This window comes from Paraburkholderia sp. BCC1876 (assembly GCF_902833695.1).
Classification (GTDB): domain Bacteria; phylum Pseudomonadota; class Gammaproteobacteria; order Burkholderiales; family Burkholderiaceae; genus Paraburkholderia.
The window spans coordinates 1-14,142 of the sequence record NZ_CADFGI010000006.1; the positions used below are offsets into that span (position 1 = coordinate 1).

Sequence of the window (14,142 nt, forward strand, 5' to 3'; positions counted from 1 at the left end):
GTTCTAGCGGATTCGTTGCACATCACATCATCAACCACGAGGGGGCCACACGGCCCCCTTATTGTTGAGCGCTTTGCTCAACCTTGCGACGCCATCTTTAAGCGGTTTTACACCGCCGACAACACGCAGTCGAAGACGGCCAGATTCTCCAGCATCCGCTCTTTCCGCACGGACTTCGCGAGAGCGACGATGCCGCGTTGGACCAGCCATCGCAGGACGACTTGTCCAACGGTTTTGCCGTAGCGCTGAGCAATCGCTACAAGGTGCTCGTTCTGAAACAGGTTGTTCCGACCTTCGGCGAAGGGAGCCCAAGCCTGCGGCTGCACGTCGATCTCACGCATGAAGTCGACGCTCTCAGCCTGCTGGTGGAAAGGGTTGACTTCAATCTGGTTGACGACTGGTTTCACTTCGTTAAATGCCGTGATGTCCATCAGACGATCCGGCTGGAAATTGCTCAGTCCGATCGCACGCAGCTTACCGGCGCGATGCGCCTCCTCCATCGCTCGCCACGCGCCGTGAACGTCCGAGAACGGCTGATGGATCAGAAACAGGTCGAGATAATCCGTGTCGAGCCGCTTCAACGACTTGTCAATGGCAATGCGGGCGCGTTCATAGCTGGCGTCTTCAACCCATAGCTTGCTGGTGACGAAAAGCTGGTCACGCGGTACACCGCAATGTTTGAGGCCTCGTCCCACCGCCTCCTCGTTTTTGTAGGATGCAGCCGTATCGATCAGGCGATAACCTGCCTGCACCGCGTCCACGACGCAGCGTTCGCATTCCGCTTCATCCGCGATCTGGAAGACGCCATAACCGAGAATCGGCATCTTCATCCCATTGTTCAGTGTCACTTCTTGCATGGTCGGTCCTTAAAGTTGAAAGTCGTTGGCGCTCAGAGGAGTGCTCAGGATGCCGGGGATTTCTTGTCCAGGCCGGTCTCGTCAAGCCACTCATTAACGAGGTTCATCGTCCTGCGCTCCTGATCCGCTTGCATGACGAATGGCCTGCTGACCTCTGTGCGCGGCGCGTTGCTGGCGAGCACCGACATACTGTTTCCGAGGCCATATCCACCGTGGGTGACGAATGGGGTGAGCGTCTTGCCCGCCAGTTCGTGGGTCGCCAAAAAAGTGCGAATTATTGGTGGTACCGTTTCTCCCCAAATCGGGAAGCCGAGGTAAACACGGTCGTAGCGACTTATGTCCGAAACGCGTGCCGCAAGCCTTGGCTCGACACCACTGTCCCGCTCCTGTCGGGCCTGTTCGACGGCCGCGAGATACTCAGCGGGGTAAGGGTCGGCGGGTCGTATCTCGAACACGTTCGCTTTGAACGCTCGCTGTAACAGCCCGGCGATGACCTGCGTGTTGCCGGAGCGAGAAAAGTAGGCGACGAGAATTCGCGATTCCGTCGCGTGAACAGTCTCGACACCCCCGTCTTTTGCCACCGCGCCGCTTAACGGCAGGGCTGCGACCGCAGCCACGATGGCCCGGCGCTTCCGCTCGTGAGAGGACATCATCGTGTCAACGCCCGACTCGAGCCTTCAGGGCAGCGGGGTAGCGGTCGCCGTGAATCTGGACAGCACTGAGTGCTTGTGCAATAAGCTGAAGGTCAGACTCAGACAGTTCCACCGTAGCGGCACCCAGGTTCTCGTCCAGTCTATGCAATTTGGTCGTACCTGGGATCGGGACGATCCAGGGCTTCTGGGCGAGCAACCATGCCAGTGCGATCTGAGCTGACGTAGCACCATTGCCCCTGGCGATCCCCCCAAGTGCGTCGACCAGCGCCTGATTAGCCTCAAGTGCCGCCGGCGTGAAACGGGGAACGATGCTGCGGAAGTCATCCTTGCCGAACGTCGCATTCCTGTCGATCGCGCCCGTGAGGAAGCCCTTGCCCAGCGGACTGAACGGCACGAAGCCGATGCCGAGTTCCTCCAGCATAGGCAGGATCTTTTCTTCGGGTTCGCGCCACCACATCGAGTATTCGCTTTGGAGAGCCGTCACGGGCTGCACGGCATGCGCACGCCTGATGGTCTGCTCGCCGGCCTCCGATAGGCCGAAGTGCTTCACCTTGCCTTCGGAGATGAGGTCCTTGACGGTCCCGGCCACGTCCTCGATAGGCACTTCAGGATCGACGCGGTGCTGATACAGCAAGTCGATGACGTCGGTCTTCAGGCGCTTGAGCATGCCATCGACGGACCACCGGATATGATCCGGTCGGCTGTTGAGAATTTGCTGCTTTCCGTCATCGCCGAACGTGAAGCCGAACTTCGTCGCGATTACCACCTGATCGCGAATGGGCGCTAATGCTTCGCCGACCACGTCCTCATTGACATACGGCCCGTAAACCTCGGCGGTGTCAAAGAAGGTCACGCCGCGGTCGAAAGCGGCGCGAATCAACGCCACGGCTTGGGTTCGATCGGTGGCCGGGCCGTAGCCGTGGCTCAGCCCCATGCACCCGAGGCCAATCGCCGAAACTTCCAGTCCCGATTGGCCGAGTTGTCTCTTGTTCAAGATGTGCTCCTTGCAGTAGACGGCGAGCGCAATGGCCCGATGCCTCTTACTTTAGGCGTCCTGGTTTCAAGCGAATAGTCGATTTCACCTTGCTCCAGTATCAAGCTGGGATTGATACTGGAGATCTACTCGCCCGCGCTGTTGCGCTTAGCAGGAGGATTGAACATGCCCACTAACGACTTCAAGGCTATCGCGACGTTTGCCAAAGCAGTGGAACTTGGCAGCATCCGGCAGGCGGCGCTGGCGCAGGGCGTCACGCCCCAGGCGGCCAGTCAGACCATCGCGCAGCTGGAGCAACATCTCGGAGTCCGCCTGCTGCATCGGACCACGCGCAGCCTCGCCCTTACCGAGGAAGGGCAACGTTTTCTGGAGAATACGCAACCGGCTCTGGCGGCACTCGACAGGGCTCTTGCCCTGGCGCGAGAGTCCAAGGAAGAAGTCGCCGGTCCGCTGCGCATCGTGGGTCCGAAATCGTCGTTCGCCGCCATCCTTATGCCCTTGCTCGACACGTTCTGTCGAGAGCACCCGGGAATTCAGCCGGACGTCCAACTCGACGACGGTATTGGGAACTGGGTACTGGATCGTGTCGATGTTGGCTTCAGGATAGGGGCATCGGCAAGCGAGGGTGTGATCGGTCGGCAACTATTTCCCATCCAGATGATCATGTGTGCGACGCCCGAATACATTGAAACGCACGGAACGCCATCGACATTGGATGAACTGACGTCGCACCGCTGCAGCGTGTTCCGGCATCCGGTCACGGGGAAGGTATCGCCTTGGTACTTGACCGTTGATGGAAAACTGGAACATCGACAGATGTCTCCCGCGTTTGCCACTAACGACACGGAGCTTGAAGTGCAAGCGGTCCTCGCGGGACAAGTGATAGGTCAGCTCGCAAGTTTCTCGGCGGCATCCCATATCCGGGCGGGACGACTGGTGCCAGTTCTTCTGCAACATATGAGCACGCACATCGGATTGCACCTTTACTACGGAAACAGGACGGCTCAGCCCAAGCGAGTGCGAGCATTTCTCGATCTTGCCATCGCTCGGCTGCACAATTGCAACGACTATGTTCTCTCCGACAAAGAGCTTGTGAGGTTCAAGCCGCGAGCGAAGCGTTCAGGCCGTGGTGAATAGAACGATAGATTCGACCAAGCACATGACGTGGCCACTAACCTCGTGTCCGAACCTGGCGATAAAGCGGGCATTTACGCCGCATCCTTCCAAGGTCAGCATTAGGTCAGGTGCTACCGATCGCTGAAAGGCGGAGGTCAAGGCCATATTCAGCCATTCGACGCGCTTGGGCGCATCGTTGACAAAAAGCCCTGCTGTGGCATAAAACATCATGAAACGATACGTGACGTTACCTAAAGGGCAACCGACATGGGGCGAGCAACCAAGATTCTTCTTGTAAGCGCGGTAGTCGTGTTCCTTGTCTCGATCGGGCTAGGAGTAGGTTTCTTTAGATGGCAGGGTGGCCAACTACCAGTTCGCTCCGAAATCGGTCACTACACCAAACTGGCCGCCGTAAGCAGCATTCGGCCAGGAGCGGACGGTCGACGGTTGGCGCTAAATCGCCGACAATCTAGCGTAGCTGACTATAAGGTGAGGCATGGACCAAAAGCGACTCGCCACTGTTTTTTCGTGGGTAGCACTGGTACGGTTTGTTCCCGGTTTTGCGGTCATTGCATACGCCACCAAGTCGCTGGTCGACGCGCTCATATTCGGACACGCCGAATTTTGTGTCGGTCCCAAATACCACATGGTTTGCAACACGGTGACGGCACAACAATACCCAGAGTTGCACTGGCAAGTCCAGATGGATTGGATATATCTTGCATTTGGGTTCGCACTATTTCTCGTCGGTTGGTTCGTTCCGCAGAAAGATGGAAGTGGTGGGAAGAAGCGATGACGGAAGGCTCGAGCACGGTCAATAGTCGGCCAAGTACAGCCCTTCGACCCTACGGCGAAAATCGTCGACAATAAGCGCACTAGATTCGGTGGAATTTTCGCATGTCAAACGTTCACGACTACCGTTCGAGTTGGAGCAAGACCTCAGAGCACCTTTGCGAAGCGAGAGCCAACCTTTGAAGCTGCAGAGGGATTCTGCGCTGACGAAATTCACGAATTCGAAGAGTACTTGAGCCACAACGAATTCGAGCTAGCTTTAGATGCGATCGAGGCGGCGTTCGAGAAAGGCGATGATGCTAATTGGCGCGTTCTTGAATATATGGGTATGGCAGCTTTGAGCATGCAGTTGCTTGATAGGCAGCGACGGTACGATGATCGACTGACGCAGGCGCGAGGTTGGCCGTATAAAACGTTTGTGCCACGATAGATCACGTCAATTCCAATGACCGCTATGTAGTAGACCAACCGACCGCTCCGGGTCGCATACTGCCGGTCACGTCCGCGCGAGGTTCGAGCAGCGTAGATCCGTCTCACCCGCGCTGTGGCGGTTGGGCAATCGAGGATATGCGCGGGCGGCGATTCAAGGAGCAATTGGCTGCCAAGCAGCACGTCCCTATCAGTAAGGCGGCTAGGATCGCAATCACGAGTTGATAAGTCAGGACGGTGGTCAGCGCATGGGAGTAGTCGAGCCACACCAGCCAGCCTAGCGGACCGAGTGCCGCGCCGAACGCCACTACACAAAGCAGGCCGAGGATGGCTTTCATCGCTACTCCCTCTCTGGGATTCCAACATGTATTCAACGCTGGATTATCCGACAGAACCCACCATCTTTTCGCTCGTGCAGGGCGAAGGGTCCGAATGAGGTCGGTCGAAACGCGTGGACGCCAACGGGTTAAGCAGCGACCTGATTCAGATAGTATCGCTGCGTGAATGCTACAGGTGACAGGTAATCAAGACGAGCCTGCGTGCGTTGCCGGTTATAGAACAGTTCGATGTATTCGCTGATGGCTCGCCTGGCCTCTTCACGTGTGGCGAAGCGTCGATGGTCGTTTGCGGCTGCGTCCGATCGGTTGCCGGCGTGGGCCGACAGACGTTCGAATGGCCGATCCTCAGGTTGCAGCGGACGCGAAAGAAGGCCTTCACAGCGGCTTCTATGCGTCAATCCGCGCACAAACGGAGATTCTGAGCGACATGCCCGAAGTGATGTGAACTGCTCAAAGTCCACGCCGTTAGCATTGAGGAATCGTCGAGTCCGATGCGGGTTTGCGTCGTCGAATACGTCTTGTCTTATGACGGCACGCCGTTTCGCGTCGCGGTAGGGGGGCGCGAATTGGAGCGTTGAGGCTGCCTTGGATAACCACACGTGCGGAGATGGGTGAACGATGCGCAACACTCTGGAAAAAACAACTCCGCTCACAGAGGCGGACCTGGCGATATTTGACGAGATGAGGATGTGGCTGCTCGCTCCGCTTGATGACAGTCAAAAAAATCTGTACGAAAGCATCGACGGGAAGCTATTCATTATTCAAGCCGTTTTGAAAGCCGATCGGCTCGGGCATGACAATGTTTTTGAACTACAGGCCCTCGGAGTTGCGTTCGGCGATGCCCTCGCGCAGAAGCTGGGTCTGGTCATGGATGATTTGTAACGGACCCGCCTTTGGAAGGACGCCTGTACTCAATCTGCGGGGCTCCACTTTTAACATAGGCGCATTTGTGGCAATTCAGAAAAGAGTGACGCTAGGCGAGCCGATCGAAATACGTTCATTGTTCGACGCATTTTGTCACTCGACGGAACGGTACCTCCGGCCCAAACGGTCGCTTTGGGCGCGTCTATTCGGAGAACGGCTCATCTAAACGAGGAACGGAGATCCATTGTTTCACTGGGACCAACGACTATACCGAAGGGCATGCCGCCGCGGAAGCTGCGCACGCCTTCGGAGGTCGATGCCATCGGATAAGATCGTTCAAAGCATTTCGGCGCGCCGATATACCTGAGAGGCCCCATATGAGCATTTTCACGAACCTCGCGAAGCTTCAGACGATGATGCCGTTTGAGGCGCTATTGGAAGCAGTCGGTGCGGAGTGCCAGCCATCCGCCGGCGGATGGATCTCGGTCGGCCATCAGTTTCTTGCACGTATCGACTTTCAGGGGCTACTCGGACGTGTTGAGTTTGACTACCGTTTTCCCGCGACGATACCGATTTTCGGTTTTCATATCGGCATGACACTTGACGAGGTATTGGCCAGCGGTCTCGGCTTTCGCATGCTCCCTCGGAAGCTGCCCAGTACAAATTCGTCTTATGTCGCCAGGACGCTGAGAGGTGACGATATCCTGGTTCAAATTGATAGAACCGGTCTCGTTCGTCAAATTGAGTTCGAACGGCCGGGCCTACAGTACGCCGAAGGGAACAGGTATAAGGCCACAAGTATCGAGGTAAGCGCATCAGACTACGCGGATACATCAGAAATGCTATGGGAATGGGCCGCAAGACAGACATTCGAGTCCGATTACCTTTCTTATCTTGGGTATGCGAAATGGCTGTCAGAGGAGGCAACGCCTGACGATTGGCATCTTGCCGTCCCTGAAGTGAATTGGGGCTTCGGACTCGGACCTCTTCATTGGATCATCAGACAGCCGGATTGTGATAAGGCAACGGCCCTTACGGCTTTCTATTTGACGAGACCCGGGCAGTTTCTGGATGATCATGTTGATCGAACCAGGGTTGCCGCTCATGACCTCGATTCTTTTGACCTGGTGGATGAAATTCGTCGTCGTTTCCTGGACGGCTTTTACACGCGATCCGAATTCTCGTTTGATGGTGAAAATGCCGTTCGAAACGAGGCGTACCTGCCCGACAAGTTTGACGAAGAACAATTTGATTGCGCGATACCTAAGGCCATGCGCCTGACGATCCAAGGCCGCGAAGCTAAAGGTGGAAAAAGCGATGGATGGGACCGGGGCACGCCCGATACACGCCGACCTTCCAAGCTCATTCCGCCGCCGATTTCAATTGAAGAAAAACAGGCGTAGGCAAAATGTGTAAGACGGCCCATGCTAGCCACTTACTGAGTGACCGTTGGACTTTGAAAGCGGCCGCCGTGGGTTCGAGGACCCAAATGACCGCGAGGGGTCGCTTTATGCCAGTCGCATACATCCGGCAAGCTGCGGTGAAACGATGTCCACACTGGCGCGGTTTCGGACGCCGCTAGCCAGATCGTTGGTAATCAGATGCGCCTTTAAGCACTCATACACGTCGCAGGTGAGCTACAGGTGGTGCGCGCCAGTCTCGTATGGAGATCAAAACCCGGGAGCTGGCCTCCAATCAATATATGACGGAAAAGGACTCCCTTTCAGGAAAGCCAGGAAAATTTCCGCGACCTGGTCGGACATGAACCATTCATCCGATCGCATAGGAACTTCACCCGCACCGAACACCAGGACAGTACCGTCGGGACGCACTGGACTAGGTTTGTCATGAAATGCTCTGCGGCGCCTTCCTCCGTTAATTTCGAAATGCTCAACCATGCAGGAAACGCCACCACCTGCCACTTGCACATAGTTGCCGGCGTCGTCTGTCAGAGACGCAAATGAAGAGGGTCCATAGCTTCGTAACGACTTTATCGAGCGTCTGATCAGAGCCGGTGTGGGCGCGGGGACGCTCGCTCTTCCTTGAGTGTCGAATTTCATTGGCCGGTTCACTTCGATATTAACGGAGCACGGACGCCATCCTATCAGCGTTAGCTGTATAGGTTGAACGGCCGCTATCGACGATAGCCGATGGACCGCTACGGGTCGGGTTGGGACGTTGGGTCGATAAGGAAATCGCCAAGCCAATTAGCATGCGCGGAGTCCCCTGCGACAGCTCAGTCTTTCTCGGGATATGCAATATAACGGATGATTTTCCAGCTACCGTCAGCCTGGCGGCCGAATACATCGAGCCCGATCTCATCAGTAGACTGCTGTTTGCCGCGCTCGGTATCGATCGATGTCCATGTGAGGCGCACGATCGCGAGGTTACCGGAGACAATGATCTCTTTAATCCTGAGGTCGTAATGAAGTGATTGCGTCGAGTCGGCCAGCGCACGGTGGAGACGGGCACAGAGTAATGCGTAGGTACGCTCAGGCGCCCCATAGAAATCGTAGCGAAGTTCGGGAGCGAAGAGATCGCAGATATGTGCTACACGTCGCGCATTGAAGTCTGCGCGCCACTGCTCCAGGGCGGAGCGGATGGTGCTCGCGGGGTCCTTGTCGACTGTCGCAGCGTTCAGCGCACAAGGGCACGCCGTGAGGACGACAGCAGCCGCGGTCATGCCAAGTATCAACCGAGCCATTTGACCACCTCATGTGGAAACGTCGAGTATCTTTGTTCGGAGTCCACCTGCCAACTGTTGGCACTGCAATCATGCTAACGGTGAAAAGGAATTTTATCGCCGTCGGGGTATCAACTACCTTAGTAGCAAGGACGACCAAGATCCAGCAAATCATCCACCTTTAAATAGCTCAGCACGTGACCGTCGGGCACGGGAAACCACGGTTGATTGATGAATGAATGCCGTCAATGGCCGCAACAAGTCGCCCGGTGCCGATCGCAGTCTTCAAATGGGTCAGGGTCCCACCCCGCGCTCCCCACCGCAATTACATCTTGCCAGTAGACGTAGACGTCGACGTAGCCGTCGTCGCGCTCGTCTGCGTACCCGCCGCGACGGCCGGAGCCGCATCGCCGATGTACTTCAGCGTCTGGATTTCCAGCTGCGCGTTCTCCGGATAGTCGATCGTCGGCGTGATGTGACCCACCAGCACGCCCATGCTGACTGCCGTGCGCACGTACTTCGTCTCGCCGGCCTTCAGCTCGAACGTGATCGTCTTTGTCACCTCGGTCGAGGTGGCGACGGTATAGCTGCCCGCCGGTTCGTCGACGTAGAAGAAGCCGCCAGCCTTCGAATGGCCGACCACCTTGTCGTTGAGCTTGATCTCGGGTTGCAGCATGGCGCCTGCAAACGAATCCGAGCGGAAGAAGTAGATGCGACCGTCGTCAGGCGAGAGCGTCGGGATCGACGACGCCACGTCTTTATATTGCGGCCCGGACGCGCAACCCGCCGCGAGCAGTGCAGCGCCGCCGGCGAGCAACAGGGTTCGGTAGAAGCTTTTCATGCAAGGTCTCTCACGCGAATGAAGGTCGACGGTCGGCCGAAAGGCTTAGCCTCCCGTCAACTATTCCAGCCAGCGAATAGCCGGATGGACTCTCTGAAGATTTTTTGAGTTGGCGCGGACGCCATTGCTTGCCTTTCTACTGACAAATAACGTCAGCGGTTATGAAATCTTTAGAAAGTATTTAAGCCTTCATTTTGATTACGCATTAAACGATGCGAATAAAGCCTCTAATTGGACTTGATCGCATGAGTGGGCGGAACCGGGCATGCCGAGCGGCACAAAACAAAACCATCTGGCCGTATCGTCACCGCGCCGTCGTCGGGCAGAGCCGTCAATGTGCGCCAGTCGTCTTCGGAATCGACGAATTCAAAATCCTTGCCGGCAACATAAACTGCGGGCGTAGCGGAGTTGAGGCTTGCACGACTCGATGCCTGCACCGAAGCGTTCGGGCCAGCCAGCAAGACATAGCTGTCGCCGAAGAGGTCCAGCGTCGAGATTCGTTGGCCGTCGCGCTGAATCCAGGCGTGAGGAAAGCGCGTCCCGGTCTGCGCTTGCAGATGCCCAACCAACGCTGACGAATCTTCGGACGGCGCGCCGTCTGCATAGTGATAGCGATAGCGATGCCGCAACAACAAAGCACCCGCATCGAGCAGCGCAGGGAACACCTCGCGGTTGGTCTGCGTTTCGATACCAAAGCGCGCATCGAAGTCCGTGCGCAGCAGCGCCTGGCTGCCGTTACGCACGGCGAGCGGTCGTCGCTCGGTCTCATAGCTATCGAGCAACGCCGGTGCCGCGTCACCGCGCAATGTAGCGGCGATCTTCCACGCGAGATTGTGCGCATCGGCAATGCCGGTGGTCGCATTGAAGCCACCCCACGGCGGCATCAAGTGCGCCGCGTCGCCGCACAGAAAAGCGCGGCCCAATCGATAACGCTGCGCAATGGACACGCCGGTGCTCCACGCGCCATGACTAAGAATCTCGATGTCGACATCGTCCAGACCGATCGCGGCGCGCACCAGGTCGGGCAGTTCGCTGTCGGCCGGCGGCCCTTGGGATGGGTCGTATTCCAGATGGAACGACCACCTGTCCGTGTTGTTCATCGCCAGAAAAAGACCGCGCACCTTCTCGTTCGCGATCTCGCACTGGCTGAATGTGCGGCCTTCCACGGCCGCGGCCAGATCGGCGCGGAAGAAGATATTGAGCAGATGCTGCGGGGCGGGCGTCTCAATCATGCCGATGCCCAACTGCCTGCGCACGAAACTGCGCCCGCCATCGGCGCCGAGCAACCAGGCGGCCTCAATGACCGTCTCCTGCCCATCCCGGCCGCGTACGGTGGCGACCACCGCATCGCCCGACTCGACGAACGACACGACTTCATGGCCGAAGCGCACGTCGCCGCCTCGCGCTTCGAGGTGCTGGCGCAGCACCGGTTCGATCAACGTCTGCGGGCACGCGCCGAAACTCGACGGTGACGCGCCGGCCGCGGCCATCTTCACGCGCATGGTGGAGACGTCGACGATCGACTGCGCGTCCATCAGCGTGCGCCCGCGTCGCGCACCGCCGAAGCCGCCCTGTTTCCAGGCCGCAACCGTCGCCGCCTTGACCGCGTCTTCAACGCCAATCTGGCGAAACAGTTCCATGGTTCGCAGATGGATGCCGCGGGCGCGCGGCAGCAGCGAAACGCCCTCGTTTTTCTCGATGAGGATGAAGGGAACGCCCAGACGTTGCAGGAACAGGCCGGCCGACAGGCCGACCAATCCGCCGCCGACGATCAGCACCGATGTGCGGGTAGGGAGAACGGTCATGCGCGACTCCTTGATGGTAAAATCTATCATCGATAAGTATATCTATCACTGATAGAGAGTCAAGCATGGCAAAAATTCGACGTGACGAAGTGGCGAGTGCGGCGCTTGAACTCCTCGACCTGGTCGGCCTCGACGGGTTATCGACGAGACGTCTTGCCGAGAAACTCGGTGTGGAGTCGGCCACGCTCTACTGGCACTTCCGTGACAAGTCGGCGCTGCTCGGCGAGATGGCTTCCCTGGTGCTGGCGCGGCATCACACGATCGGCGTGCCCGAGGACATCGCGGATTGGCCGGTCTGGTTTGCCGACAACGCGCGCAGCTTTCGCCGTGCGCTCCTCGCCCATCGCGACGGCGCATTGCTGCACGCCGGCACGACACCGAACCAGGCGGAGCTCGCGCGGATCCTGCCGAAAGTGGCCTACCTGGTGAACGCGGGGTTTAGCGAATCGGATGCGCAGATGGCGTTGCTGGCCGCGGGCCAGTTCACCGTGGGCTGCGTGCTGGAGGAGCAGGCGCGTGACGTTCGTAGTGCGTCGCCCGAACCTAAACGCAAAGAGGTCGGCAAAGGTAAGACCGCTCAGGTGGAAGATGCCGGCCCGGCGATCGATCCGATCGATCCCGATGTGGCCTTTGAATTTGGGCTCGGACTGCTAGTTAGCGGTCTTTGCAGCCGGTAGCCGCTTCTCGCCATGAGGCGAGAAGTTTCGTTTCACGCTGAAGGTTGCGGCCTCAAAGGGGCGCGGCGTCGTTATGGATCGGCGCTTCGAGAAGACACGCAAACTCGCGGGCGAAGTCGACAGAGACGCGCGCGTGTACGGCGCCTTGTTTGTCGAAGAAGCGCTGGGTGCCTTCAAGGGTGAACACCCCTTCATGCCAGATGTTCGGATGGATGTAGAGACCCTGCCGTCCATCGAAACGAAAGCACACGAAGTTCTCTGGCGCAATGTCGTCGCCTGGTAATGCCAGGGGCACGTAGAACGGGCGACCGTCGAGCGGAAAGAAGAGCTGTCCACCGTCCGGGTGATAGTTCGCGTGCCAGAGCAACATGCGCTGCGGTGCGGCGGCGTGGTCTTCGCGGGCCGCTTCGGGCTCCGTGGCGTACGCGAGGATGTAGTTGCCGCCCACGGCCTCGTTTCGGCCGTAGAGAATGTCGCCGCGCCATTCGCTGATGAAGGTGCCGTCGGTCGTACCGGCTTCGTCACCGGTGCCGGGATCGATCGGCCTCGATCCCACTGCCGGCCACTGTACGATTTCGACTGCGCAATCGTTCGGGTCTGCAACGAGCCTGCCAAATCCGTGGAGCGTCTGCGGGGTCGCGTCGACCACAGGCATGGTCACGCGGCGGAGCCCATGCGGAAGGGCGGGGTTGAGGTAGTCGATTTCTTGGGTCATCGAAATAGTCTACACGTCAGGAACACACGCTTCGTGAATGCGTGGCCGCGCTTCGGCCACGCGTTGGCCACATACATCGTGCTGCGGGCAAACTTGCTTTGCAGGGACGTCGACGAAGGCATTTGAAAGCTCTGTTGACTCGACACCGTGGTTTGGATCTCGGGCAATGACTCGGCAGTATCTTTTCTGTTTAACGTATGTGATCTTGTGGGTCTTCCAAATACTCGTCCTGGAAAATTCAATGCGCATTAGAACCATTTATTTCAAAGTGATGGACATGGAGCGGTCGATCACGTTCTGGGAAAAGCTGTTAGAACTTTCGCCGAATCGCAAGTCGGAGAAGTGGGCCGAGTTTTCAATCGGCGGCGTTCGGCTCGGGTTATTGCTGAATGATTTTGGCGATGAGTTAGTTGGTAGTGCAAGCGTGCCCGTGTTCGAATTCGATGCGTCCTCCCTGCCGGCTTTTCTGGACCGCGCCAAGTCTCTCGGGGCAACCGTCGTCATGCAGTTAAACGACGCGATGACCAGCGTCGTTCTGGCAAGCCCCGACGGCCACGAATTCGAAGTTTGCACGTGCCACGATTAGGCGTTTCTTCCATCAATTTCGGCCGCAGCCCGCACGTTCGGAACTCGCGTGCGATCGCGCGGGCTTCTTCGATTGCACGGCTTCGGTCGACCTTTCCCTCGGGACCCAGCAGCGTGCGTTCGACGACGATGCCCGCGACGTCCTCCACGCCCACGAATTTCAGCCACGTTTCCATGTAAGGACGCTGGAGGTCGAACTCGCTGGCCGGCGTCAGCGAGCCTGGCGACGTATAGCTGAGGCCGCGCGCATAAACGACGGCCGCTTTTTTCCCGCGCAGCATGCCGGTAAAACCCGAGCTATCGAATGAGAACAGCACGTCTTTCTGCGAGATCAGGTCGATCAGATGTTTCAGCTTGTACGGGATGCTGAAATTCCACAACGGCACGCCGAACAGAAATTTGTCTGCTTCGTGAAAGGGTGCCGCGAGAGCTTCAATGCGCTGCCATGCCGCGGCCTGGTTCGGCGTCAACGGCGTCCCGCTCAACCCGGCGTATTTCGCTGCGAGGGCGTCCGCATCGAATTCGGGAAGCGGCGCGTCCCATAGGTCGAGCTTTTGAATATCGTGATCGGGATGCGCCAGGCGGTACGCATCGAGAAACGCGTTACACACCTCGATGGACGCCGAGTAGCCCTTGTTGGGTGAGCCTTCGATATAGAGAACGCGAGTCATGAAATCAGTCCTGACGAGAGGTGGCGGCGACCGGCGGAATGCGTGGTCGCTCGCCGTGATTCGTAGCGTACCGAGCCGGCTTATAATTTAGAAACGATATTAATTGCTTGAATTAACCCGGT

General features: G+C 57.9%; 14 protein-coding genes and 2 pseudogenes. 6 read left to right on the forward strand and 10 right to left on the reverse strand.

The annotated features are described in order from the left end of the window. Positions 1 to 107: 107 nt before the first annotated feature. Genes HWY05_RS21775 through HWY05_RS21785 form a run of 3 tightly spaced genes read right to left on the reverse strand, consistent with a single transcriptional unit; the run spans position 108 to position 2,504 of the window. On the reverse strand, positions 108 to 857 hold the full coding sequence (locus HWY05_RS21775) for an aldo/keto reductase (RefSeq protein WP_244146674.1): 750 nt from the start codon (positions 855 to 857) through the stop codon (positions 108 to 110). Positions 858 to 901: 44 nt separating this feature from the next. Next, a complete protein-coding gene (locus HWY05_RS21780; RefSeq protein ID WP_176059597.1) occupies positions 902 to 1,510 on the reverse strand; it encodes a flavodoxin in 609 nt (202 codons plus the stop codon). Between the two features lie 4 nt (positions 1,511 to 1,514). Continuing rightward, positions 1,515 to 2,504: an aldo/keto reductase gene (locus HWY05_RS21785; RefSeq protein ID WP_176059598.1), complete on the reverse strand. Its 990-nt coding sequence runs from the start codon at positions 2,502 to 2,504 to the stop codon at positions 1,515 to 1,517. Between the two features lie 165 nt (positions 2,505 to 2,669). Here HWY05_RS21785 and HWY05_RS21790 point away from each other — a divergent pair, with 165 nt between their 5' ends. Both HWY05_RS21790 and HWY05_RS21795 read left to right on the forward strand, forming a co-directional pair. Beyond that, on the forward strand, positions 2,670 to 3,641 hold the full coding sequence (locus tag HWY05_RS21790) for a LysR family transcriptional regulator (RefSeq protein WP_176059599.1): 972 nt from the start codon (positions 2,670 to 2,672) through the stop codon (positions 3,639 to 3,641). 475 nt (positions 3,642 to 4,116) lie between these two features. After that, positions 4,117 to 4,416 carry a hypothetical protein gene (locus HWY05_RS21795; RefSeq protein WP_176059600.1) on the forward strand — a complete coding sequence of 100 codons (300 nt, stop codon included), beginning with the start codon at positions 4,117 to 4,119 and terminating at the stop codon, positions 4,414 to 4,416. Positions 4,417 to 4,945: 529 nt separating this feature from the next. Here the strand turns inward: HWY05_RS21795 and HWY05_RS21800 are convergent. Next, positions 4,946 to 5,179 carry a hypothetical protein gene (locus tag HWY05_RS21800; RefSeq protein WP_176059601.1) on the reverse strand — a complete coding sequence of 78 codons (234 nt, stop codon included), beginning with the start codon at positions 5,177 to 5,179 and terminating at the stop codon, positions 4,946 to 4,948. Positions 5,180 to 5,307: 128 nt separating this feature from the next. Continuing rightward, positions 5,308 to 5,460 (reverse strand): annotated as a pseudogene (locus HWY05_RS21805) (IS3 family transposase); the annotation flags it as partial. A 337-nt stretch (positions 5,461 to 5,797) separates the two neighbouring features. Here HWY05_RS21805 and HWY05_RS21810 point away from each other — a divergent pair. After that, complete coding sequence (locus HWY05_RS21810; protein ID WP_176059602.1) at positions 5,798 to 6,061, forward strand: hypothetical protein; 264 nt, start codon at positions 5,798 to 5,800, stop codon at positions 6,059 to 6,061. 359 nt (positions 6,062 to 6,420) lie between these two features. Continuing rightward, the gene (locus HWY05_RS21815) at positions 6,421 to 7,446 is read left to right on the forward strand and encodes a DUF4274 domain-containing protein (protein ID WP_176059603.1); all 1,026 of its coding nucleotides are present in this window, start codon (positions 6,421 to 6,423) and stop codon (positions 7,444 to 7,446) included. 833 nt (positions 7,447 to 8,279) lie between these two features. Here HWY05_RS21815 and HWY05_RS21820 read toward each other — a convergent pair. From HWY05_RS21820 to HWY05_RS21830, 3 genes are all read right to left on the reverse strand, one after another. After that, a complete protein-coding gene (locus HWY05_RS21820; protein ID WP_176059604.1) occupies positions 8,280 to 8,747 on the reverse strand; it encodes a nuclear transport factor 2 family protein in 468 nt (155 codons plus the stop codon). Between the two features lie 304 nt (positions 8,748 to 9,051). Then, a complete protein-coding gene (locus HWY05_RS21825; RefSeq protein WP_176059605.1) occupies positions 9,052 to 9,567 on the reverse strand; it encodes a DUF2846 domain-containing protein in 516 nt (171 codons plus the stop codon). A gap of 227 nt (positions 9,568 to 9,794) precedes the next feature. After that, a complete protein-coding gene (locus HWY05_RS21830) occupies positions 9,795 to 11,372 on the reverse strand; it encodes an FAD-dependent monooxygenase (RefSeq protein WP_176059606.1) in 1,578 nt (525 codons plus the stop codon). A 65-nt stretch (positions 11,373 to 11,437) separates the two neighbouring features. Here HWY05_RS21830 and HWY05_RS21835 point away from each other — a divergent pair, with 65 nt between their 5' ends. After that, positions 11,438 to 12,049 (forward strand): TetR/AcrR family transcriptional regulator C-terminal domain-containing protein, encoded by a 612-nt coding sequence (locus HWY05_RS21835; protein ID WP_176059607.1) that lies wholly within the window; start codon positions 11,438 to 11,440, stop codon positions 12,047 to 12,049. Positions 12,050 to 12,101: 52 nt separating this feature from the next. Here the strand turns inward: HWY05_RS21835 and HWY05_RS21840 are convergent, their stop codons facing one another. Next, positions 12,102 to 12,764, reverse strand: coding sequence for an ureidoglycolate lyase (locus HWY05_RS21840; protein ID WP_035547040.1), 663 nt, complete (start codon positions 12,762 to 12,764; stop codon positions 12,102 to 12,104). A gap of 241 nt (positions 12,765 to 13,005) precedes the next feature. On the opposite strand from HWY05_RS21840, the gene HWY05_RS21845 reads away from it, so the two are divergent. Further along, positions 13,006 to 13,350, forward strand: a complete 345-nt coding sequence (locus tag HWY05_RS21845) for a VOC family protein (protein WP_035549257.1) — start codon at positions 13,006 to 13,008, stop codon at positions 13,348 to 13,350. A gap of 40 nt (positions 13,351 to 13,390) precedes the next feature. On the opposite strand, the pseudogene HWY05_RS21850 reads toward HWY05_RS21845, so the two are convergent. Then, positions 13,391 to 14,020 (reverse strand): annotated as a pseudogene (locus HWY05_RS21850) (NAD(P)H-dependent oxidoreductase); the annotation flags it as partial. Between the last annotated feature and the right edge of the window lie 122 nt (positions 14,021 to 14,142).

Bases quoted from the DNA above. Each gene is read 5' to 3' on its own strand.
- HWY05_RS21780 (WP_176059597.1), bottom strand. From the start codon at position 1,510: ATGATGTCCTCTCACGAGCGGAAGCGCCGGGCCATCGTGGCTGCGGTC.
- HWY05_RS21840 (WP_035547040.1), bottom strand. From the start codon at position 12,764: ATGACCCAAGAAATCGACTACCTCAACCCCGCCCTTCCGCATGGGCTC.
- HWY05_RS21775 (WP_244146674.1), bottom strand. From the start codon at position 857: ATGCAAGAAGTGACACTGAACAATGGGATGAAGATGCCGATTCTCGGT.
- HWY05_RS21825 (WP_176059605.1), bottom strand. From the start codon at position 9,567: ATGAAAAGCTTCTACCGAACCCTGTTGCTCGCCGGCGGCGCTGCACTG.
- HWY05_RS21795 (WP_176059600.1), top strand. From the start codon at position 4,117: ATGGACCAAAAGCGACTCGCCACTGTTTTTTCGTGGGTAGCACTGGTA.
- HWY05_RS21790 (WP_176059599.1), top strand. From the start codon at position 2,670: ATGCCCACTAACGACTTCAAGGCTATCGCGACGTTTGCCAAAGCAGTG.
- HWY05_RS21820 (WP_176059604.1), bottom strand. From the start codon at position 8,747: ATGGCTCGGTTGATACTTGGCATGACCGCGGCTGCTGTCGTCCTCACG.
- HWY05_RS21835 (WP_176059607.1), top strand. From the start codon at position 11,438: ATGGCAAAAATTCGACGTGACGAAGTGGCGAGTGCGGCGCTTGAACTC.
- HWY05_RS21830 (WP_176059606.1), bottom strand. From the start codon at position 11,372: ATGACCGTTCTCCCTACCCGCACATCGGTGCTGATCGTCGGCGGCGGA.
- HWY05_RS21810 (WP_176059602.1), top strand. From the start codon at position 5,798: ATGCGCAACACTCTGGAAAAAACAACTCCGCTCACAGAGGCGGACCTG.
- HWY05_RS21800 (WP_176059601.1), bottom strand. From the start codon at position 5,179: ATGAAAGCCATCCTCGGCCTGCTTTGTGTAGTGGCGTTCGGCGCGGCA.
- HWY05_RS21815 (WP_176059603.1), top strand. From the start codon at position 6,421: ATGAGCATTTTCACGAACCTCGCGAAGCTTCAGACGATGATGCCGTTT.
- HWY05_RS21845 (WP_035549257.1), top strand. From the start codon at position 13,006: ATGCGCATTAGAACCATTTATTTCAAAGTGATGGACATGGAGCGGTCG.